Raw genomic sequence first — 21,502 nt, 5'->3', positions numbered from 1 at the left:
TAGTACTGCCCCATCAGTTTAAAACTTTCGTTTTAGAGAATTAAGTAATCGGTCCATCGCACGATAACCCAGAGCTTCAGCTAAATGCGAGCGGTTTATATCTATAACTCCTTGTAAGTCAGCCAAGGTTCGAGCCACTTTTAAAATACGATGATAAGCGCGCATCGATAAATTAAGCTGCTCAATCGCCTGATCTAAAAAATGATAATCCTCGACTGCCAACTTACAACTAACCGCAACTTCTTTGGACGTTAACAAAGAACTCATTTTTCCATCGCGTTGTAGCATCAGCTGCCGTGCGTTTGCAACTCGCTTAGCGATAACAGCGCTTGGCTCACCTAACAAGGGCGATTGCGACATACTGCCCGTGGGTAATCTGGGCACATCAATCGTTAAATCAAAACGATCAAGAAAGGGTCCCGATAATTTATTGAGATATTTTAAGATTTGTTCCGAGGTGCTGCGACTATGCTCCCCTACTTCGCCACAAGGACTAGGGTTCAGCGCTGCCACCAGCTGAAAGTTAGCCGGAAAGGTAACTTTGCCGGCCGCGCGTGAAATAACAATCTCGCCAGACTCTAGCGGCTCTCGTAACGAATCAAGCACCCGGCGCTCAAACTCGGTTAATTCATCAAGAAACAACACGCCACGATGTGCTAATGAAATATCACCAGGACGCGGATTGCTGCCGCCACCCACCAAAGCCACCGCCGAACTGGAGTGATGGGGGCTGCGAAATGGTGGGGTTAGCCAGTCCTTTAATAAAAGTTCGAGCCCGCAAGTTGAATGAACCGCTGCCACTTCCAGCCCATGCTCAACAGTTAATGGTGGTAAAATAGTACATAAACGGCTAGCAAGCATGGTTTTTCCCGTGCCCTGAGGTCCCATAAAAAGTAGGTTATGACCACCTGCAGCGGCAATTTCTAATGCTCTTTTAGCATGAGACTGACCAATAACATCTTGCATATCGGTGACGGCTAATAAAACCCTACTTTCGCTAGCAGGTTGCGCAATAGCCAAGGTTGTTTGGCCATGTAAAAAAGCACAAACGTCTAATAACTTGGCTGCCACACCATGATTTTCATTATTAAGTAACGCCAATTCGTTTTGATTAGCCTGCGCGACAATAGCTAATCGCTTTGCGGCCAAGCAGGCCATGACGGCGGGCAGTACCCCAATTACCCCTCTTAGCTCTCCTGATAACGCCAGTTCGCCATATAGTTCGTAATCGCTAAGCTGCTGAGCTGGTACCTGCTCTGATGCGGCCAAAATTCCAATCGCAATCGCCAAGTCAAAACGGCCACCTTCTTTGGGTAAATCAGCAGGCGCTAGATTAACAATGATTTTTTTACTCGGAAATTCAAAACCAGAATTGATAATCGCACTGCGTACCCGCTCGCGTGATTCTTTAACCGAAGCCTCGGGCAAGCCAACAATAGCAAAACCTGGCAGACCATTACTTAAATGCACTTCAACGGTGACTAACGGGGCCGATACTCCAACCTTAGCCCGGCTATAAACAATGGCCAATGACATAAATAATCCTTAATCTGAATCTATAAGGATAGATGAACATTTGACCCTGCGCGCATTCGTCAATGATTAAACAATCATCGAACCTATTAATAGCCACTGCCACTACGACGTAGTAGACTGTTTTAATGAAACATTTACAAATTTTGGCGGGGAAATCCGCATTATCTCAGCTGCAGCAGCATGGCTTTAAGCAACAGTTATTTACCCATTTTTTGGGCGCTAGTGGCGGCCCGAAATGGTTTTGCTTATATGGTCTTGACCGTTATATGTTTGGCCAGTTTTTTACTCACCGCCAAACCCCACTCCATTTAATCGGGTCATCAGCTGGCGCTTTTCGGTTTGCAGCACTGGCACAGCAAGATCCCGTGGCAGCAATCGCACGCTTTGCCAATTATTACGCCAACATCAATTACGCCGCCAATGCCAGCACTGCCGATATACGAGATTCTACCTACCAGATGCTCGATAACTTGTTAGCAGCCAATGGTGTTGATGAAATTATCAATAACCCGGTGATTAAAGCGAATTTTATCGTGGCCCAATCCAAAGGATTAGTGGCTAGCGAATCCAAAATAGTGCAACTTGCAGGTTTATCACGCAGTTACTTAGCCAATAGAATTAATCGTCGATTTTTAGCTCAGCAATATCATCGCTATATTTTTACTAATGACCTTAACGCTTTTACTCTTGATGATCCCACTGCTATACCAACGCAGATGGTTAAACTGTCTCAGCACAACTTGCGCGATGCTTTATATGCATCAGGTGCTATTCCGCTATTAATGAGTGGCGTCACAAATATCGCGGGCGTGCCTGCGGGTACCTATCGCGACGGTGGCATTATTGATTATCATTTTGACTTTGCTATTGTGCCCAAAGGCAAGCAACCACCTTTGGTGCTGTATCCGCACTTTAATTCCGCCCCCAAAAGTGGCTGGTTCGATAAAAGCCTCAAGCGCATGCCTCATGCAGCCAGCTATGATAACGTGGTGATGCTGGCTCCAACTCAGGCTTTTATTGACCTGCTACCTTACCAAAAAATTCCCGACCGCAACGATTTCAAAAATTTGAGCAACAGCGCCAGAACTGCTTATTGGCAACAAGTATTACAATTAAGTGAGCTGCTAGCTCAAGACTTCGACCAGTGGCTCAAACAGCCAGATCTTAATTTGATAAAACCAATAAATTTTGCCGCAGGTTAAAATAGGGGAAGCATCACCACGAAATTAATTTTAGGACAGCCGATTCATTTATAAAAAATAACATCCGCCAAACATACTGAGTCAGCATCTAAAACTAGTATTAGTGAGTCGTTACCCGTCGAAAATAGCCAAAGGTCTAACTGACAGTTTATCTAATTGTTTTATATAATTTATCAAAATTACTGTTGTTTGATGGCTTAGTTATTTTACCATTACTTAGCATTGAGTATTGTTTTTGAAATTTGACCGTGATACAACATGAGCTAAGAATGCTGATAACAAGTCAGCAACAAGTATTGAGAAGAATTCATGCCGCTGTTTACACAGACTCTAGTCCTGATTATTAACATTATTAACGTCGTGGTCATTAAACCACAGCGTCGGGGACTATTGCTTAACTAACCAAACAGCAAGCAGAAAAAACCCCCGGCCAACATACCGGGGGTTTTTTTTTAGGATTTAGTTAGCACAGGGTTTATTAAAATGGCAGTAACACAACTAACACAACCACAGGTAACAACCATGCGCGGCGCAGATTTACTAGTAAAATACTTAAAGTTAGAAGGTATCGACACGGTTTTCGGATACCCCGGCGGTGCCATTATGCCGGTTTACGATGCCCTTTATGATGCAGGCCTTAAACATGTCTTATGTCGACACGAGCAAGGTGCTGCATTTTCAGCCGTTGGTTACGCACGCTCTAGCAACAAAGTTGGTGTCTGTATTGCTACCTCTGGCCCTGGCGCCACCAATTTAGTCACCGCACTGGCTGATGCCTACATGGATTCGGTGCCAATTGTGGCGATTACTGGCCAAGTTAGCACCGCGGTTATTGGTACCGATGCTTTTCAAGAGATTGATGTTTTAGGTTTATCGCTGTCATGTACTAAACACAGCTTTATGGTAACGCGCAAAGAAGATTTAGCCAGGGTGCTAAAACAAGCTTTCACCATTGCGAAATCTGGTCGCCCTGGCCCAGTATTAATTGATATCCCTAAAGATATTCAACTTGCTGACATTGAAGCAGAGCTTGAAATTTCACAAATTGACGCGATTGAACCTGCCGAAACCGCTGATTTAACCGCCGCAATTGAGTTACTGCAACAAGCACAGCGCCCCATTTTATATGTTGGTGGCGGTGTTGGCATGGCCAATGCGGTGGACCAACTGCAAAAATTTATCGAAGTAACAGGCATACCATCGGTTACAACCCTTAAAGGTATTGGCGCCGTGCCAACCACTTCGCATTACGCGTTAGGCATGTTGGGCATGCACGGCAATCGAGCAGCTAACTTGTCGGTTCACGATTGTGATTTATTGGTGGTAGTTGGTGCACGTTTTGACGACCGAGTAACGGGTCACGTAGCGACCTTCGCTCAAGGCGCTAAAGTATTACATTTAGATATCGATCCGGCTGAAATCGGTAAAATTCGCGCCTGTGATATTTCGATTTGCGCCGACTTAGTCAAAGTATTGCCACAATTGGCCGTGTCGTTAGAAATAAAAGACTGGCAGCGTAAATGCTGGGATCTAAAGCAAGAATTTGGCACCAGTTATAACGCTCCTTATGTCACCATTTACGCGCCACAATTACTGCGCCAGTTGTCTGACAAACTGCCTAATAATGCCATTGTTACCTGTGATGTTGGTCAGCACCAAATGTGGGTGGCTCAGCACATGCGCTTTACTCGCCCTGAAAACCACTTGTCGAGTGCTGGTTTAGGCACGATGGGTTTTGGTTTGCCAGCTGGCATCGGCGCACGTCATGCGCGGCCGAATGATCCGGTAGTAGTCGTGTCGGGCGATGGCTCGTTTATGATGAATGTTCAAGAACTGGGCACAATCAAACGCGAGAAGCTTAATGTCAAAATTGTATTAATCGACAACCAACGCTTAGGTATGGTGCGTCAATGGCAGCAGCTATTTTTTGAAGAGCGTTACAGTGAAACAATATTAACTGATAATCCAGACTTTGTTGCCTTAGCCAAAGCTTTCGATATTGAAGCCAAGTGCATCACCCAACAAAGTGAAGTGCAGTCAGCCCTGAATGAAATGCTTAATAGCGATGGTGCTTACTTGCTGCACGTACGTATTCACGAAGCAGACAATGTTTGGCCCTTAGTGCCACCGGGCGCTTCTAACGCTGATATGATGGAGAGTGTATAAATGAGTTTACAAAATAACACCTTAAAGCTTGTCCTAAATAACAGTCCAGAGGTGCTTGAACGGGTCTTGCGAGTAGCACGTCATCGCGGCTTTAAGGTAGAGTTACTCAATTGGCAAAGTGAGTCTGCGACCTTGGAGTTTTCGGTGTCGAGTATCAGACCGATTCATTTGCTGATAAATCAATTAGAGAAATTAATCGATGTGACTCAGGTTACCCACCTGACGGAAGTTACTCAAGAGAAACGTGCTTAGCGTTTAGCATTTTTAATGCTCGACGCTGGCCAATAAATAATAATAAGGAATATATATATGTCGAACGCGAATACTCCGGAACTGATTTGGTTTAACGGTAAATTCATGCCTTGGAAAGACGCTACCGTCCACGTCATGAGTCACGCGCTTCATTATGGTTCTTCGGTTTTTGAAGGGATCAGAGCTTATAAAACGCCAAAAGGCACCATCATTTTTCGTCTTGAAGAACATATCGATCGTTTATTCAACTCGGCAAAAATTTATCAAATGACCATTCCTTATACCAAGGAAGAAGTGATTCAAGCCTGTAAAGATGCGGTTAAAAATAATGGCTTAGAAGATGCCTACCTGCGCCCACTAGCCTTTTACGGCGATATCGGCATGGGCCTACGTCCACCACTAGATGCTGAAGCAGATCTAATGATTGCTGCATTCTTCTGGGGTGCCTACCTTGGCGATGAAGCGCGTGAGCAAGGGGTTGATGTTGGCGTTTCTTCATGGAACCGTTTAGCGCCAAATACTATGCCTACCGGTGCTAAAGCGGGCGGTAACTACCTGTCATCGCAACTTATTTCAATGGAAGCGCGTCGTCACGGTTACACCGAAGGCATCGCACTAGACATTAATAATTACGTCAGCGAAGGCGCAGGCCAAAACTTATTTTTAGTCCGTAAAGGGGTAATTTACACGCCACCAGCAAGTGCGTCTATTCTTACTGGTTTAACCCGCGATACCGTGATGATTTTAGCCAAAGACATGGGTTATGAAGTACGCGAAGAGCTGATTGCTCGTGAGACACTTTACTTAGCTGATGAGTTCTTTATGTGTGGCACGGCGTCTGAAATCGTCGCGGTACGTTCAGTTGACGGCATTACCGTTGGTGAAGGCAAAATGGGCGACGTCACCCGCAAGCTGCAAGATGCATTCTTTGGCCTATTTAATGGCACCACCGAAGACAAATATGGTTGGTTAGAAAACATCGAATAATACTTTTAATTTAACTTTTAATTTAACTTTGGGTTAGTCCTTCGAGCTAACCCTAACTAGAGATCCCCATGGCAAAACTACGCTCAGCAACATCCACTCAAGGCCGTAATATGGCTGGCGCTCGTGCCCTTTGGCGCGCAACTGGTATGACAGACAATGATTTTGGTAAGCCAATCATTGCAGTTGTTAACTCTTTCACTCAATTTGTCCCAGGTCATGTCCACTTAAAAGACATGGGCCAACTCGTCGCTCGTGCGATTGAAGACGCTGGCGCGGTTGCCAAAGAGTTTAATACCATAGCCGTTGATGACGGTATTGCAATGGGCCATGCGGGTATGTTGTACAGCCTGCCTTCGCGTGAGCTGATTGCCGACTCAGTGGAATATATGGTTAATGCCCACTGTGCCGATGCGATGGTGTGTATCTCTAACTGTGACAAAATTACTCCGGGCATGATGATGGCAGCAATGCGCCTTAACATTCCGGTAATTTTTGTTTCTGGTGGCCCGATGGAAGCCGGTAAAACCAAGCTTTCAGACCAAATCATCAAGCTCGACTTAGTTGATGCGATGATCCAGGGTGCCGATAAAAATGTTAGTGACGAGCAAAGCGATCAAGTTGAACGCTCTGCTTGTCCTACGTGTGGTTCATGTTCTGGCATGTTCACCGCCAACTCAATGAACTGTTTAGCTGAAGCGCTAGGTTTAGCCCAGCCCGGCAACGGTTCAATGTTAGCAACTCATAGCGATCGTGAAGCGCTGTTTATCAATGCCGGTAAACACATCGTGAAACTATGTGAAGCGTTTTATAAAAATGACGATCCGCTGGCCTTGCCACGTGCTATCGCGACTAAACAAGCTTTTGAAAATGCGATGACCCTTGATATCGCGATGGGTGGTTCAACCAATACTGTCTTGCATCTAATTGCGATAGCCCAAGAAGGCAAGATAGATTTCACCATGGCCGACATCGACCGCTTATCTCGCGTCGTGCCACAGCTATGTAAAGTTGCGCCATCAACGCCCGATTATCACATGGAAGATGTTCACCGTGCCGGCGGCATTGTCGCCATTTTAGGTGAATTAGCCCGTGCTGGTTTATTACATACCGAAATTCGCAGCATGCTTGGTTTGTCACTCGCCCAAGTGATCGAGAAGTACGATATAACCATCACTGACGATCAAGCGGTTAAAGATTTTTACCGCGCAGGTCCTGCTGGCATTCGTACCACGAAAGCTTTTAGCCAATCTTGTCGTTGGGACACCCTAGATGACGATCGCGCCAATGGTTGTATCCGCAGCATTGAACATGCTTTTAGTTTAGAAGGTGGCCTTGCGGTGCTTGCGGGTAACTTGGCGACCAAAGGCTGTATCGTGAAAACGGCCGGTGTTGATGACGATAACTTAACGTTCTCTGGCCCGGCTCGAATTTTCGAAAGCCAAGACAGTGCAGTTAAGGGAATTTTAAGCGGTAAAGTTGGTGCTGGCGACGTCGTTGTTATTCGCTATGAAGGCCCACGTGGCGGCCCTGGCATGCAAGAAATGCTCTACCCGACCACTTATCTAAAGTCGATGGGACTAGGCAAAAAATGTGCCTTAATTACCGACGGTCGCTTCTCTGGCGGCACCTCTGGCTTGTCGATTGGTCACGTTTCTCCAGAAGCAGCATCAGGTGGCGACATCGGCTTAGTTGAAGAAAACGATATCATTGATATTGATATTCCTAACCGTAGTATCGCCATTCGCATTAGCCCGCTAGAATTAGCCAGTCGCCGCAGCGAGATGGACGCTAGAGGTAACAAAGCGTGGAAGCCAGTTGATCGTAAGCGTAAGGTCTCAATTGCCTTGCAAGCCTACGCAATGTTAGCCACCAGCGCTGATATGGGCGCGATCCGCGATCCAAGCCTGTTTGAGCCAGAAGATTAATATCTAGTCTGGTTTGTTCAAATATGCGCTGGATTAAACTCAGCGCAACGAACAACAATCACGGCACTAATACTGATCACGGCGCAATCCGTGATCTTAGTTTGTTTGATAAGGAAGATTAACAATGTCGGACCAGCAACTTAGCGGCCACGATTATTTAAAGAAAATTCTCCAAGCTCAGGTTTACGATGTCGCTTGTGTGACACCGCTTGACTCGCTAAAGAAATTGTCAACGCGCTTGGGCAATAATGTCTTGCTCAAACGTGAGGACAAGCAACCGGTATACAGCTTTAAACTGCGCGGTGCATACAACAGAATAGCTCAGCTAGATTCAGCGCAATTAGCCTGTGGCGTAGTTGCGGCCTCAGCCGGTAATCACGCCCAAGGCGTGGCACTGTCAGCGAAAACACGCGGTACCAAGGCGACTATCGTGATGCCTCGTACTACGCCTGATATCAAAGTAGATGCGGTCAGAAGTTTTGGCGGTAAAGTCGTACTGCATGGCGATAGTTTCGATCAAGCCAATCAACATGCAAAAATGCTCGCCGAAACTCAAGGCATGATCTTAATTCCACCTTTTGATGATTGCGATGTCATTGCTGGTCAAGGCACGGTCGCGATGGAGTTGTTGCAGCAACATCGCCAAATCAATACCGTGTTTGTGCCCGTTGGCGGTGGCGGCTTAATTGCCGGGATTTCGGTGTACCTAAAAATGTTACGCCCAGACATTAAAATTGTCGGGGTTGAACCAACTGATTCAGCCTGTTTAACTGCGGCATTAGCCGCTGGTGAACCTGTAGATTTAGAACGCGTTGGTTTATTTGCCGATGGCGTTGCGGTTAAACGCATTGGTGAAGAACCATTTCGATTGGCCCAGCAATATGTCGATGAAATGGTTAATGTGTCTAGCGATGAAATTTGCGCCGCGGTTAAAGATATTTTCGAAGACACCCGCGCAATTGCCGAACCCTCTGGCGCATTAGCCTTAGCCGGATTAAAGAAATATCAGCAGCAACATCAGCTAGAAGATCAGCACTTAGTGGCAATATTGTCAGGCGCCAATGTCAATTTCCACGGCCTGCGTTATGTTTCAGAGCGCTGTGAATTAGGCGAGAAAAAAGAAGGGATCATGGCGGTTACTATCCCTGAGGAAAAAGGCAGCTTCCGCAAGTTTTGCCAAATCTTAGGTGGCCGTGCCATTACCGAGTTTAACTATCGCTATGCCAATAGTAGTAGTGCCAATATTTTTGTCGGCTTAAAACTGGCCAACGGCGAAACAGAACTCAACTCAATGATCGACAACTTAAGCCAGCAAGGTTATGCGGCGCAAGATTTGTCGAATAACGAATTAGCTAAACTGCATGTCCGTTATATGGTGGGTGGCCGTCCATGCCAGCCACTGACCGAACGCTTATTTAGTTTTGAATTTCCTGAGTGCCCTGGTGCACTGATGAACTTTTTAACCACGATGGGCGAAAATTGGAATATTAGCTTATTCCATTACCGTAACCACGGCGCAGCATTTGGCCGAGTTTTAGCCGCGTTTGAGCTACCCGACGAGCAGCTAAATGACTTCACTAGTCATTTAGAGCAATTAGGCTACCAATACAAAGACGAGACTGAAAATCCTGTTTATCAGAATTTTTTAAAGTCATAAATCGCAAATAATTTTTTAACTTTTAGGAAATATAATGACCATTACTTCATTTCACCCTACTCCACGCACCCTAATGGGCCCTGGCCCTAGTGATGTATCGCCACGCGTTTTAGAAGCACTAAGCCGGCCAACAATTGGCCACTTAGATCCTGAATTTGTCGGCATGATGGATGAAGTAAAGTCATTACTTAAATACGCCTTTCAAACCGAAAATGAATTTACCATTGCCGTTTCAGCCCCTGGTTCAGCCGGGATGGAAACGTGTTTTGTTAACTTGGTTGAGCCCGGCGAAAAAGTAATTGTTTGTGTTAATGGCGTGTTTGGCAGCCGGATGGTTGAAAACGTTGAACGCTTAGGCGCAACAGCCGTTGTGGTCAGCGATGACTGGGGAAAACCAGTAGATTGTGACAAAGTAATCGCGGCGTTTAAAGCCAACCCAGACGCTAAGTTTTTAGCTTTTGTTCATGCCGAGACGTCAACTGGCGCTTTATCTGATGCGAAAACCTTGTGTCAAATTGCCCGCGATCATGACGCATTGTCGATTGTTGATGCAGTGACCTCACTAGGCGGCGTTGAATTGCGCGTTGACGATTGGGGCATTGATGCGATTTATGCTGGCAGCCAAAAATGTTTGTCATGTGTACCGGGTCTTTCACCGGTTAGTTTTAGCCCGCGCGCGGTTGCTAAGCTAGAGCAGCGCCAAAGCAAGGTTCAAAGCTGGTTCCTCGACCAAACCTTAGTAATGGGTTATTGGAGCGGCAAAGGCAAGCGTAGCTATCACCATACGGCTCCAGTTAACTCATTGTATGCCTTGCACGAATCACTGCTAATGTTGCAGCAAGAAGGGCTAGAAAATGCTTGGGCTCGTCATGCCAAGCAACATTTAGCATTAAAAGACGGCTTGCGTGAATTGGGTATTGAATTTATTGTCGATGAGGCTTATCGTTTGCCGCAACTTAATACCGTGCTTATTCCAGCGGGTGTTGATGATGCCGCGGTAAGAACAAGACTGTTAACTGAATTTAACCTCGAAATCGGTGCCGGACTTGGCGTATTCGCTGGCAAAGCATGGCGCATTGGCTTAATGGGTTATGCCGCCCGCAGTGAAAACGTAGCATTATGTTTAGCGGCACTAAAATCGGCCTTAAAATAAAAGAATTGAATCTAACATGACAAAAGTATTAGTAAATGGCGCCCGTGGGCGCATGGGACAAGAAGCGGTTAAAGCGATCAACAACGATAGTGAGCTGACCTTGGTTGGTGAAATTGATTATCAAGATGATTTAACCGCAAAGATTAATGAATTTAAACCCGATGTTGTAGTCGACTTTACCGCTGCATCAGCCGGTTTTGCCAATACTCAAATTATCTTAAACGCCGGTGCCCGCCCGGTGATTGGCACTAGTGGTTTTGTTGAAGATCAAGTCGCGCAATTACAGCAACTGGCTAAAGAGAAAAGCTTAGGCGGCTTAATCGCGCCTAATTTCTCCGTTGGCGCGGTATTAATGATGAAGTTTGCCGCCGAGGCCGCTAAGTATCTGCCTGATGTTGAAATCATTGAAGCTCACAGTCCACAAAAAGAAGAAAGCCCATCTGGTACAGGCATTCGCACCGCTGAAATGATTAACGATGCGCGCAATGCCGCTGCTGCGATCAAAACCAGTGATAAAGAGCTAATTGAAGGCGCTCGTGGCGCTGACATTGGTGGCGTTAAGCTGCATTCTATTCGCTTGCCAGGTGTTATCGCCCAGCAAACCGTGTTCTTTGGTGGTTTAAGTGAAACCCTAAAAATTGAACACAATTCGCAACACCGCGAATCGTTTATGCCCGGCGTAGTATTAGCCTGTAAGCAAGTGGTTAAACATAATGAGTTAGTTTATGGGCTAGAGCATTTAATGGATTAACAGCCCTATGCAACAAAATAAAGGCGCTGCACTAACGTAGCGCCTTTATTTTTATCACGTCAAAAATCCGTGTCACTCATCGCATCTCTTAGTAACAACACGGTTAATCATAGCCACACCATAACTCCTTGGTTATAATGCGCTCAAATAGCCCAACCGACTGGCTAATCAATCATTGCTCGCTAGGAATACCATGAAAAAAACATTTGCACTTTCTCACCCTAAAATTAATCTTGCTCGACTGGTAGAGTCAATTAAACACGATGTCAAAAAATACATCAAACGTGAGCGTAATAAAAAACTGCCTGCGTCTGTCGATTTTTGGGACTTTGACTGTAAATATGGCGAGAGCGCTGAAACGGCTGAAGTTGTTCACATTTCGACCCTTAATAAATTAATCGATCAAGCTGAGCAGCAGCAGTTAGAGTCATTTTATTTAGAAATTATGGTTAAGCCGGGTGTGCGCACCAAAAAGCCTGACGCTCAAATAGAAGAGGAAGAAGGTTAATTCCTTTAGGTTAGGATAGGTTTGCTGGTACTGCTATTTTCGTCCCTGAAAATAGCGCCCAGCACAGCCCTAATTACCGCGCAATTTCTAGGTGCGGATAAACACCATCAGCGTTGCTAAGACAGGCATTAATGCCATAAACCTGCTCAATCCGAGTTTGACTTAACACCTCACTGCAATCACCTTGAGCCATTATTGTTCCCTGCTGCAATAGATAACAACGGTCTGAAAAACTCGCAGCCAAGGCTAAATCATGCACCACTGCTAACACCCCCACCCCGCGCTGACATAAGGCTTTAGCAACTTTCATCACTTGATATTGATGAAATAGATCAAGGCTCGAGGTCGGTTCATCAATCAACAAAAATGGTTTTGCTTGGTTAGGATCATCAAGGGTTGGCAGCAGTTGATTGATCACCCGCGCCAATTGCACCCGTTGTTGCTGGCCACCCGAAAGCGTAGTGATGTTTTTACGACGCAGAGCAAGCACATCGACCATCGCCATTGCCTGCTTGGCATAGTCTCGTAACTGCTTGGCGCTTAGTGACTCTTGATGTACATAACCGGCCATGGCGACCACTTCTTCAACCTCGAAGTCGAACATTAATTCGTAGCTTTGGCTCATCACCGCACGTGAGCGAGCAAGCTTTATCGCGCTAATCTCATGCAGGGGCTGATTGTCTAACGTCACTTGACCGCGGCTAGGGTTAATATCGCCACTTAACACCTTAAGCGCAGTCGACTTTCCCGCCCCATTAGGCCCAAGCAAGCTCACAAACTCACCACGCTTTAGGGTTAAATCACAATGCTGTAAGGCTAGATAACCAGAAAAATCAATATTAACATCGGTTAGTTTTAGCATAATTAATTGAGCTTCTTGTAAGATTTAAGCAATACAGCCATAAAAAATGGGCCGCCAATCGCGCTAGTAATTAAGCCAATTGGCACCTCCGAGGGAATAATAATGGTGCGAGCAATTAAGTCGGCTAAGGCCAATAAACTGCCGCCAAACAAGATACTCGCAGGGAACAAGTATCTATGGTCAGGGCCAATAATCATCCGCAGCAGATGCGGCACGATAAAGCCGACAAAACCAATCATCCCGCAAATCGCGACGCTGGCGCCAACACACAGCGCGGTAAAGAAGAACACCTGCTTTTTTAGCTGATCGACTCCAACACCAAGGTGCTTGGCTTGTGCTTCACCTAATAAATACAAATTAAGCGGTTTGGCTAAACGTAACAAGGCGACAATTGAGACAATAATCGCGCATAACGAGGGCATAAGCAGCGACCAGCTATTGCCCGCCAGCGATCCCATGCTCCAGAACGTCATGTCACGCAGCGCTTGGTCGTCACTAATATAGGTTAATACTCCGGTGACCGAGCCGACCATGGCATTAACCGCAATGCCTGCAAGCAAGAGACTGATAACACTCAACTGGCCTTGACCACTACTGAGCCGATAAATAAATGCGCAGATTAATAAGCAGCCGATAAAGGCACCTAACGGCAAGGCATAAAGACCAAATTTATCGACAAAGCCCGCCAATAAACTATTACCGAGCACTATCACCATTATCGCGCCAAGAACCGCGCCACTTGATACACCGATAAGGCCGGGATCTGCCAACGGATTTCGAAAAATAGCCTGCATAGCAGCCCCGCAAATGCTTAGTCCGGCACCAACCACAAAGGCTAAGATCAAGCGAGGTAAGCGGATCTGCCAAATAATCGCGTTTTGCATTTCTTGCTGGCTATTGCCGAGTAGCACATTGACAATGGTCGATAAATCAATTGCTACGCCGCCAATGCCAATGTTCAAAAAGAACAGTAATATCACGCTAATGAGTAAAACAGGCAGGATTAATTGGCGACTACGTGCCCGATTAAATGCCGTTTCGCTAAGTGCCAACATCGATTAACCTCCCGAACTGGTGCGTGCATAGCGAAATTGATAATTTTCAGGCAGCTTGGCATCTGGGTGTAACCAAGTAGCGAGCTCAACCACCGCCTGCGGGCTCCGCGGCCCCATCCCTAATAAATAAGTGCCATCAATGGTAAAAATCTGTTTGTTTTTAACTGCATTACTAAATTTAAAGTGTGGCAGCTGTTCAACCTTAGCCAACTGATCTTGGCCATGACGTCCCATGGTAATGATGACATCGGGATTAATCGCCAAAGCCGCCTCCGTTGACAGTGGCTTCCAACCAGTGAGCTCGCCAGTCGCATTTTTCGCACCAGCCGCGAGCAATACCTCGTGGGCAGAGGTGCCACGGCCAGAGACCAGCGGTTGGCCATTACGCAAACTCAATACAAATAGGACTCGCGGTTGGCGCTTAACTTGAGCCAGTAAATGACTTAAGGCTTGGCGATCAATTTTTAACGATTGCGACAAAAGCTGCCCTTGGGGTTCGCTGTCGACTATTTTAGCGATAGTGATAATTTTTTGTTCGATCCCAGCCAAGTTATCGTGTTGATCTAGCGTGGTCACTGCCAGTTTTGTTTGCTTGAGTTGGTTCAGAATTTTATGCGGTCCAGCATCGGCTTCAGCTAATAACAAGTCAGGGTTGAGCGACAACACCCCTTCCGCAGAAAGGTTACGCACGTAGCCAATTTGCGGCTTATCATTCGCTTTAGCAGGAAAAGTGCTGGTTGAATCAACACCGACAATTTTATCTTGCTGACCCAAACGATAAATTATTTCGGTAATTGAGCCGCCTGCAACCACGATCCGCTGCGCTTTTTGCTGATTATTTTGCGCAAGTGCGGCGCAAGAAAAACTAATAAATGCAGCGCTTAATAAAACGCTGCTCGAAAAAATACCACAAAGTCTATTCATTGTTCCTGCCATGACTTTATTCTCGATCAAGATTAAGTTAAACTTAATGATAACAATTTACATTAAGATTTAGCAAATGATTAAAGTTAATGGTTAGAATATTTTTTTGTGCATTGCTTGCCACAGTATTGGCTGCTTGGGCGCTAGCGGCGAGTCCTGAGCAGCATAACATTAACTTTACTCAAGGTGCGCCTGCCCCGCGGGTGAGTTTGAAAATGATTCAAGGAGCGATGCAAGCGCAACAGCAATCGCAGCTAGCCCACGATGTCACTACACCGCCACTGCCCTTGCTGCCGCCAGAGCGGGCATTAGAAACCAACTTTAGCGGTAAAAAACATCTCGCAATTGAAAAAAAACAACCTGTTCTGATTAAATCACCGGTTAGCAAAGCCGCTAAACCTAAGCGCATAAAGCCAATAAAAAAAGTAGTTAAAAAGATGGATAAGCCTGATCCTAAGGTTAAAGTCCAACCAAAAAATAAGCGGCCGCCACCTAAAATAAAACCGACGCAGCCGAAAAACAAGCAACAAAAAGCGCAAGTACAAGCAAGCACGACCGTGCAGCGCAACAAAACTTCAAGCGCGCAACAGGTGACCCAGTTACAACGTCTTCCTCTGTTTAAAGCACCGCGCCCAACTTTAATTTACCCTCGACTGGCCAAGCGCCGAGGTTATCAGGGCCAAGTTCAACTGAGCATAGAGCTGGGGCCAGACGGTGCAATCCTTGCCATTAAACTTATCAAGAGTTCAGGTTATTCAGTACTCGATAAAGCCGCAATTAACAACGCAAAGCAATGGCAGTTTCACCCGATAAATCAACAAGGCAGCGCAACAACCGTTAGGTTTGCGGTGCCGATTAATTTTACTCTCAATAGTTAGGAGCATTAGATGCCTCAATGGTTTTTAAGCGTCGGCATTATGTCATGGCCGCTACTCGTTTTATCAGTGCTGGGTTTAACCTTGGTTTTTGACCGAATTTGGGTTTTCAGCTTAGCCAGCTATCAATACTTCCAGCTAAAGAAAAGTAATGGTCCGCTTTACACTTGGTTGCAATCGCATCATCTAGCAACGCCACAACTGCGAGACGATGGCGCGATGTTATGGCTCAATTGCTGGCAAAACAAGCTGCAGCAACGTTTGGCTTTGCTGTCTGTTGTCGCATCATTGGCGCCATTAATGGGTTTATTAGGCACAGTTTGGGGGCTTATCTTGATGTTTCAAAAAATTGCGCAAACGCAAGCCGCCGTGACACCGGCACTGCTAGCCGATGGTTTGTGGGAAGCGATGTACTCGACCATGGCTGGTTTGTTCGTGGCTATTCCAGCCCTATTTATCGCCCAATGTTTTAATGGCTTTAATCAACAACTGGTCGATGCGTTTATTTTGCGAATTAATGAGTTGAACTTTAGCTTAAATCATCCTGAGGTTAAGCATGTTAAAACCTAAGCAAACTTCAGCCCTATCAGTGGCAATGCCAGATTTAACTGCGCTACTGGATGTGTTGTTTATTATGTTGGTTTTTTTATTGCTAAGCGTCGCTGTGCGTTTGGATATGCTTGAGGTGACCTTACCACAAGTCGGTGAAGACGCTGCGCAAGTGGCTGTAAAACGAGAGCCTGTTGTTCTCTCGGTACGAATCCAAGACGGCCAACTTCAATATGGTTTGGCGCAGCAACAATTTAGCGAGCTAGCCCCACTGTTAAATCAACTCGAAAGCAGCAAACCCAAAGCGTTGGTATTGGCTATCGATGCCAAATTACCAAGCGAACACACCATCGCGCTATTAGCAAAACTCTCCCAGTTAAACATTGAATTGGCAAACATCCTCATTAAACACCAATAAAGAAATGAGAATGATTTACATTTGTATTTGGTTGTATATAATGCCCGTCACATTCGGATCTAAATTCAATCATACCATCGGAGAAGTATCATGCGTTTATCTATGCTGGCTTTAAGTGTGTCCAGTTTACTTGCTGCTAATGCCACGGCTAATCAAATAACCGAGCTAGACCTGCAACCGACCACTCAACTACAAGCGGTAACTGTGACCGCAACTCGTACTGAAAAAACCGTGCTCGACTCGGCTCAAGCGATTAATGTAATTAGTAATGCCGAAATCGAACGAACACAAGCAACTAATGCGTTTGATGCTATTTCTTCAATTCCGAATGTCATTGCCTCTGGCGGACCGGTTCCTAATGGTCAAAAATTTAGTATTCGTGGTTTTGATCAAGCTGAAGATGTGCTTGTTACTATTGATGGCGCGGTGCAAACGTTTGAAAAGTATCGCATGGGCAGTTTCTTTAGCGATGTCGACCTTTATCGACAAATTAGCGTAAAACGTGGCCCTAGCACGGTATTACATGGTGGTGGCGCCCTTGGCGGTTTAGTGCAGTTCGAATTAAAAGACGCCGCTGACTTCTTAAAACCTGGCGAGCAATATGGCGCGAAAGTAAAACTAGGCCATCACAGCAATAACGATCAAAACAATGGCTCGGTGTTTGCTTACGGTGCCCCGACCGAAAACAGTGACTTTTTAGTCGCTGTTAGTAAAAAAGAAAGTAATGACTTTGAGTTGTCAGACGGCAATACGTTAGAGAACTCAAGCATTGAATCTGATGCTTTCTTAGTTAAAGGCAATTATTTTATCGATGATGCCCAATCGCTAAGTGCGTCATTGAGTCAAACCGATGACAGTAAACGCTCCGAGTATAACACCACCGACCAAGGTTCGTGGGCCACTATCTATCGTGAAGTTGTTCAAAATGCTTTGAATCTTAGCTATCAATTTCAACCGAGCGATAACCCATTAATTGATTTAACTGTAAAATACGGACGTACCCAATCACAGGTTAATGAAAAAGATCCTGTCGGACCATACGCTGCCCGTTTGGCGCAAAATGGTAAATACGAATACAATATTAACACTTTAGATATCAGTAATACTTCACGATTAGGCAAACACCAGCTAACCTATGGCATTGAGTACACCGATAAAGAACGCGTCGGTATCGAAACAACAAATAATGTGACAGGGGAAGTTTCGTCGCAACCCGCTGGCCAGCAACAACGTTTGGGTATATTCATTCAAGATGAAATCAGTTTCAATAAACTAACGTTAATTGGTGGGCTACGTTATGAAGAATATAGCTCACAAGCCACTGCTAACCTAAATTCTACTTTTGATAATTTAGATGCTGAGCATGATGATGTCGGCGGCGCTATTTCTGCCAATTATGCAATCAACGATAACATCAGTGTATTTTATAACTATCAACAGGGTTTTCGCGCGCCATTGCTTGATGAACTTTATGATACTTACCAGGGACGAAACCCGAACCCTAATCTAGCAATAGAGCACAGCAGCAGCAATGAATTTGGTGCCACCTATGATGTCCGTAATATTATCACCAGCAATGATGTTTTAACGGCTCGTTTAATGCATTTTGATATCGATGTCGACGATGAAATAATCTCAGTAACATCAACCGCAGCACCACAGGCGCGATATATTAATACCGGTGGTAATTCGCGTGACGGCATTGAGTTTGAAGTTAACTATGCAACTAACGACGTTCAAGTGGCTATGAGCTATAGCAATATAGACGGTAAAGACGAAACAAATACCCCACTATGGAAGCTGCCTGCCGATAAATTAACTCTGGATATTGGCCGTAATTTTATCGACAAGACAGTCTATGTCGGTATGCAGTGGAGCAAAGTTAGCTCACGAACCGTGCAAGTTTACGATAGCGCTACACGGACATACAGTGCCGGTCAACATGATGGATATCAGTTAACGAACCTGCACACCAGCTGGCAACTAAACGATGCATTGAAACTACAGCTAAGCGTCGATAATATATTCGATAAAGAATACCAAGTAGTAGCAGGCACCGGCGGCGGTATTGGTAATTACGGTGTTGGCCGAAATGTTAAAACTCAACTGACTTACGAATTTTAAAATGACTGGCCGCGGCGCATGTCGCGGCTAAATAATGGAGCACATAATGACTCAATTACTCGATGACTACCAAGCGTTAACCCTAAGCCAACCAAAAATCAGGATGATTGACGCCGCTAACGAGCTTAAGGTGAGCGAAGGCGAGCTAATTGCTGCCCATGTTGGCCAAACTAATGAACTGGGTGCAATACGTCTCAACGATGATCTTGGTGGCATTATAAAGTCACTTAAAAAACTCGGCCGAGTCATGGCCCTAATGCGCAATGAGTTTGTGGTAAGTGAAATTAGTGGCTGTTATGAAAAAATCTATATCAGTAATGAAGACGGTAAGCTTAGTGGTATTGCCATTAACCCTGGCGGTATTGACCTACGTTTCTTCTTCGAGCACTGGCATAGTACTTACGCAGTAACGAGCGGAAAATTATCGAGCATTCAATTTTTTGATCGCCACGGTGCTGCGATTCAAAAAGTCTACCTCAAAGACGAAAGTAAACGTCAGAACTATGATGATTTAATTACTCAATATCGTCATGTTGAACAAAACACTCAATTATCTGTGTCACCGCAACCAACACTGGTTAGTGACGAGCTTGATGATACGGCTGTCGAAATAGCAGCTCTAACTCAAGGCTGGAGTGAAATGACAGACGTGCATCAATTCCCGGCGTTATTGAAAAAGTATCATGTTGGGCGCCGTCAAGCATTGCGATTAATTGATGACCAATGGGCGAAGTCGGTTGACGTCGATTGCCTAAGCAGATTACTAGAGCTTGCTAAAGAAAAAGAAACTCAAGTGATGGCTTTTGTGGGCAACCGCGGCATAGTGCAAATATTCTCAGGGTTAGTCGACAATCTTAAAGCAATCGAAGGTTGGTACAACGTATTAGATCCTGACTTTAACCTGCACGTTAAAACACAAGGGTTAGCAGAGGCTTATGTTGTAAATAAACCGACAGATCAAGGTGGTGTAATGGTAAGCTCAGTCGAGTTTTTCAACCAACAAGGTGAAACCGTATTAACCTTCTTCGGCCGTCGTACTGAAGGAAAAACTCAATCACCGCAGTGGCACCAAATTATTGCCGAGTTATCGACACCAATTTGCACGACTGTTAGCTAAATAGTCAACAAGCCTATAATACCAAGCACGCTCCTGTTCTAGTCATCGCTGTTTAAAAATGAGCGAAGTAGGAACAGGCAGCAATCAATTATTAATCTTGTTCTTTGCGAGCGTTAAGTAAACTGCTATTGGTCTGTTATAAGTTGACCAAATTTAAGCGGAACCACCTCAACAGTGGTCTGATAGCCTGTTTCAAACAATTGCTCTTTTTGCTCGTCCGTTAATTCAAATTGAACCGGCGAGCTGTGCCCAGTATTAATCACAATAGTACTATGCCAATAGTTTTCGTTAATAAATTCTCGTGATATCGTGGTTAAAAAAGTGCGAATTAGTAGGGTCACATAGTCTTTGATCGGGAATATGCCCCCAGGCTCAATATCATCAGTATCATATTCCCCGCGTAGCCGAAAGCACAAAACGGGGGTACCATCGCCAGCCCAGTCACGATGCAAAGCCTCTTCAGATAAAATACTGCCATCAACCATCAAACTGTTGCCATACGATTTAAAGCTAAAGAGTAAAGGAATCGACATCGAGAAGCGCACTGCTCTTGAGATCTTAAGATTAGGTGTATTATAGCGGTCGAAAATTACTGGCATGCTACGTTTAACGTCGGTAGCTACAATATGTAGATCCTTATTAATATCGCTAAATGTGGCTCCCTCTAGTAAGTTATCAAGCCAAGCCTCAAATTTATTACCGTTACAGAGTCCACCATGCCGGATCAGCGAATAAAGGGAAAACCCCTTAAACTGGTTAAAATCTGTAGTCATCGCGATATTTTTAACTTGAGCAACCGACATACCACTAGCATAGAGGCTTGAAATAATACTTCCTCCCGACACTCCCACAATATGGTCGAATGAAAAATCTAGATCATTTAACGCCGCTAAAATCCCAAGATGAGCTGGTAATCGGGTTCCCCCGCCGGCAAAGATCGGAACTATCATTTTTTTTGTCATATATTAGCAATCCCATGGTGTCATTAAATTTTAGACAGGATTCTAGGCTTTACAAACAATGAGTGAAATACTCTGAATATCTTCCTTGTCCGGATCCCTGCCTATGACGGCTATGGACTCGCATATTGTTTTTTAATGCGCAGACGAAAAAGCCCCAGCATTTCTGCTGGGGCGTTATTCTCAATAGGTGATTGGCAATGACTAAGTCGCTCTTTCCGTGCCTTCGACTCTATTCTAGCGCTAAACCGTTCCGTTCGTTGCTGCGAGCTAGATCTTGCAACGACTACGTCGTCGACGATTAATCTTATCTTTTGTACCCGCTAGCGACGACGGTCCATCGACTTGCTATATTTTTATTCTACGCATACGAAAAAAGCCCCAGTCTTTCGACTGAGGCTTTATTCTAATACCAATTCCGTTAATTTTGTGATCTAATGCGGCTTATGTAAAGGGAGCGTATATGACTCAAACTATTTCAC

Annotated in this window: 19 protein-coding genes; 14 read left to right on the top strand and 5 right to left on the bottom strand. The window is 45.1% G+C overall.

Annotation, left to right across the window (positions count from 1 at the left end):
- Positions 1–18: 18 nt before the first annotated feature.
- Positions 19–1,536, bottom strand: coding sequence for a YifB family Mg chelatase-like AAA ATPase (locus HRU23_06605; protein NRA53799.1), 1,518 nt, complete (start codon positions 1,534–1,536; stop codon positions 19–21).
- 125 nt (positions 1,537–1,661) lie between these two features.
- On the opposite strand from HRU23_06605, the gene HRU23_06600 reads away from it, so the two are divergent.
- The 9 genes from HRU23_06600 to HRU23_06560 all read left to right on the top strand — a co-directional run bounded on the left by HRU23_06600 (position 1,662) and on the right by HRU23_06560 (position 12,137).
- Positions 1,662–2,738 (top strand): patatin-like phospholipase family protein, encoded by a 1,077-nt coding sequence (locus tag HRU23_06600; GenBank protein ID NRA53798.1) that lies wholly within the window; start codon positions 1,662–1,664, stop codon positions 2,736–2,738.
- A 522-nt stretch (positions 2,739–3,260) separates the two neighbouring features.
- Positions 3,261–4,904: an acetolactate synthase 2 catalytic subunit gene (locus HRU23_06595; GenBank protein NRA53797.1), complete on the top strand. Its 1,644-nt coding sequence runs from the start codon at positions 3,261–3,263 to the stop codon at positions 4,902–4,904.
- Positions 4,905–5,156 carry an acetolactate synthase 2 small subunit gene (gene ilvM / locus HRU23_06590; GenBank protein NRA53796.1) on the top strand — a complete coding sequence of 84 codons (252 nt, stop codon included), beginning with the start codon at positions 4,905–4,907 and terminating at the stop codon, positions 5,154–5,156.
- Positions 5,157–5,213: 57 nt separating this feature from the next.
- Complete coding sequence (locus HRU23_06585) at positions 5,214–6,143, top strand: branched-chain amino acid transaminase (GenBank protein NRA53795.1); 930 nt, start codon at positions 5,214–5,216, stop codon at positions 6,141–6,143.
- Between the two features lie 68 nt (positions 6,144–6,211).
- Entirely contained in the window at positions 6,212–8,068 is a 1,857-nt protein-coding gene (gene ilvD, locus HRU23_06580; protein ID NRA53794.1) for a dihydroxy-acid dehydratase, read from the top strand.
- A 124-nt stretch (positions 8,069–8,192) separates the two neighbouring features.
- Positions 8,193–9,725, top strand: a complete 1,533-nt coding sequence (gene ilvA / locus HRU23_06575; GenBank protein NRA53793.1) for a threonine ammonia-lyase, biosynthetic — start codon at positions 8,193–8,195, stop codon at positions 9,723–9,725.
- A gap of 34 nt (positions 9,726–9,759) precedes the next feature.
- Complete coding sequence (locus HRU23_06570; protein ID NRA53792.1) at positions 9,760–10,878, top strand: alanine--glyoxylate aminotransferase family protein; 1,119 nt, start codon at positions 9,760–9,762, stop codon at positions 10,876–10,878.
- 16 nt (positions 10,879–10,894) lie between these two features.
- On the top strand, positions 10,895–11,629 hold the full coding sequence (locus tag HRU23_06565; GenBank protein ID NRA53791.1) for a 4-hydroxy-tetrahydrodipicolinate reductase: 735 nt from the start codon (positions 10,895–10,897) through the stop codon (positions 11,627–11,629).
- A gap of 193 nt (positions 11,630–11,822) precedes the next feature.
- Entirely contained in the window at positions 11,823–12,137 is a 315-nt protein-coding gene (locus tag HRU23_06560; GenBank protein ID NRA53790.1) for a hypothetical protein, read from the top strand.
- Between the two features lie 73 nt (positions 12,138–12,210).
- Here HRU23_06560 and HRU23_06555 read toward each other — a convergent pair whose 3' ends face one another.
- The 3 genes from HRU23_06555 to HRU23_06545 are packed head-to-tail and all read right to left on the bottom strand — an operon-like array spanning position 12,211 to position 14,978.
- Positions 12,211–12,999, bottom strand: a complete 789-nt coding sequence (locus tag HRU23_06555; protein NRA53789.1) for a heme ABC transporter ATP-binding protein — start codon at positions 12,997–12,999, stop codon at positions 12,211–12,213.
- A 2-nt stretch (positions 13,000–13,001) separates the two neighbouring features.
- Positions 13,002–14,054 carry an iron ABC transporter permease gene (locus HRU23_06550; protein NRA53788.1) on the bottom strand — a complete coding sequence of 351 codons (1,053 nt, stop codon included), beginning with the start codon at positions 14,052–14,054 and terminating at the stop codon, positions 13,002–13,004.
- Between the two features lie 3 nt (positions 14,055–14,057).
- Positions 14,058–14,978, bottom strand: coding sequence for an ABC transporter substrate-binding protein (locus HRU23_06545; GenBank protein NRA53787.1), 921 nt, complete (start codon positions 14,976–14,978; stop codon positions 14,058–14,060).
- Positions 14,979–15,067: 89 nt separating this feature from the next.
- On the opposite strand from HRU23_06545, the gene HRU23_06540 reads away from it, so the two are divergent.
- The 5 genes from HRU23_06540 to HRU23_06520 all read left to right on the top strand — a co-directional run bounded on the left by HRU23_06540 (position 15,068) and on the right by HRU23_06520 (position 20,061).
- Positions 15,068–15,856 carry an energy transducer TonB gene (locus tag HRU23_06540; protein NRA53786.1) on the top strand — a complete coding sequence of 263 codons (789 nt, stop codon included), beginning with the start codon at positions 15,068–15,070 and terminating at the stop codon, positions 15,854–15,856.
- Between the two features lie 9 nt (positions 15,857–15,865).
- Positions 15,866–16,423: a MotA/TolQ/ExbB proton channel family protein gene (locus tag HRU23_06535; protein ID NRA53785.1), complete on the top strand. Its 558-nt coding sequence runs from the start codon at positions 15,866–15,868 to the stop codon at positions 16,421–16,423.
- On the top strand, positions 16,410–16,820 hold the full coding sequence (locus tag HRU23_06530; protein NRA53784.1) for a biopolymer transporter ExbD: 411 nt from the start codon (positions 16,410–16,412) through the stop codon (positions 16,818–16,820). Before HRU23_06535 ends, HRU23_06530 begins: the two co-directional genes overlap by 14 nt.
- Positions 16,821–16,910: 90 nt before the next feature.
- The gene (locus HRU23_06525; protein NRA53783.1) at positions 16,911–18,944 is read left to right on the top strand and encodes a TonB-dependent receptor; all 2,034 of its coding nucleotides are present in this window, start codon (positions 16,911–16,913) and stop codon (positions 18,942–18,944) included.
- 46 nt (positions 18,945–18,990) lie between these two features.
- Positions 18,991–20,061: a hemin-degrading factor gene (locus tag HRU23_06520; protein NRA53782.1), complete on the top strand. Its 1,071-nt coding sequence runs from the start codon at positions 18,991–18,993 to the stop codon at positions 20,059–20,061.
- 125 nt (positions 20,062–20,186) lie between these two features.
- On the opposite strand, the gene HRU23_06515 is transcribed toward HRU23_06520, so the two are convergent.
- Positions 20,187–21,023 (bottom strand): patatin-like phospholipase family protein, encoded by an 837-nt coding sequence (locus tag HRU23_06515; protein NRA53781.1) that lies wholly within the window; start codon positions 21,021–21,023, stop codon positions 20,187–20,189.
- Positions 21,024–21,502 lie beyond the last annotated feature (479 nt).

This window comes from Gammaproteobacteria bacterium (assembly GCA_013214945.1).
In the GTDB taxonomy this organism is placed as follows: Bacteria; Pseudomonadota; Gammaproteobacteria; order Enterobacterales; family Psychrobiaceae; genus Psychrobium.
Note: the sequence above shows the minus strand (reverse complement) of the source record. Positions and strands in the feature narration are given on the sequence as shown.

What these genes read in the sequence shown, in the direction of transcription:
- HRU23_06605 (NRA53799.1), bottom strand. Translation starts at nt 1,536, where the DNA reads ATGTCATTGGCCATTGTTTATAGCCGGGCTAAGGTTGGAGTATCGGCC.
- HRU23_06600 (NRA53798.1), top strand. Translation starts at nt 1,662, where the DNA reads ATGAAACATTTACAAATTTTGGCGGGGAAATCCGCATTATCTCAGCTG.
- HRU23_06595 (NRA53797.1), top strand. Translation starts at nt 3,261, where the DNA reads ATGCGCGGCGCAGATTTACTAGTAAAATACTTAAAGTTAGAAGGTATC.
- ilvM (NRA53796.1), top strand. Translation starts at nt 4,905, where the DNA reads ATGAGTTTACAAAATAACACCTTAAAGCTTGTCCTAAATAACAGTCCA.
- HRU23_06585 (NRA53795.1), top strand. Translation starts at nt 5,214, where the DNA reads ATGTCGAACGCGAATACTCCGGAACTGATTTGGTTTAACGGTAAATTC.
- ilvD (NRA53794.1), top strand. Translation starts at nt 6,212, where the DNA reads ATGGCAAAACTACGCTCAGCAACATCCACTCAAGGCCGTAATATGGCT.
- ilvA (NRA53793.1), top strand. Translation starts at nt 8,193, where the DNA reads ATGTCGGACCAGCAACTTAGCGGCCACGATTATTTAAAGAAAATTCTC.
- HRU23_06570 (NRA53792.1), top strand. Translation starts at nt 9,760, where the DNA reads ATGACCATTACTTCATTTCACCCTACTCCACGCACCCTAATGGGCCCT.
- HRU23_06565 (NRA53791.1), top strand. Translation starts at nt 10,895, where the DNA reads ATGACAAAAGTATTAGTAAATGGCGCCCGTGGGCGCATGGGACAAGAA.
- HRU23_06560 (NRA53790.1), top strand. Translation starts at nt 11,823, where the DNA reads ATGAAAAAAACATTTGCACTTTCTCACCCTAAAATTAATCTTGCTCGA.
- HRU23_06555 (NRA53789.1), bottom strand. Translation starts at nt 12,999, where the DNA reads ATGCTAAAACTAACCGATGTTAATATTGATTTTTCTGGTTATCTAGCC.
- HRU23_06550 (NRA53788.1), bottom strand. Translation starts at nt 14,054, where the DNA reads ATGTTGGCACTTAGCGAAACGGCATTTAATCGGGCACGTAGTCGCCAA.
- HRU23_06545 (NRA53787.1), bottom strand. Translation starts at nt 14,978, where the DNA reads ATGAATAGACTTTGTGGTATTTTTTCGAGCAGCGTTTTATTAAGCGCT.
- HRU23_06540 (NRA53786.1), top strand. Translation starts at nt 15,068, where the DNA reads ATGGTTAGAATATTTTTTTGTGCATTGCTTGCCACAGTATTGGCTGCT.
- HRU23_06535 (NRA53785.1), top strand. Translation starts at nt 15,866, where the DNA reads ATGCCTCAATGGTTTTTAAGCGTCGGCATTATGTCATGGCCGCTACTC.
- HRU23_06530 (NRA53784.1), top strand. Translation starts at nt 16,410, where the DNA reads ATGTTAAAACCTAAGCAAACTTCAGCCCTATCAGTGGCAATGCCAGAT.
- HRU23_06525 (NRA53783.1), top strand. Translation starts at nt 16,911, where the DNA reads ATGCGTTTATCTATGCTGGCTTTAAGTGTGTCCAGTTTACTTGCTGCT.
- HRU23_06520 (NRA53782.1), top strand. Translation starts at nt 18,991, where the DNA reads ATGACTCAATTACTCGATGACTACCAAGCGTTAACCCTAAGCCAACCA.
- HRU23_06515 (NRA53781.1), bottom strand. Translation starts at nt 21,023, where the DNA reads ATGACAAAAAAAATGATAGTTCCGATCTTTGCCGGCGGGGGAACCCGA.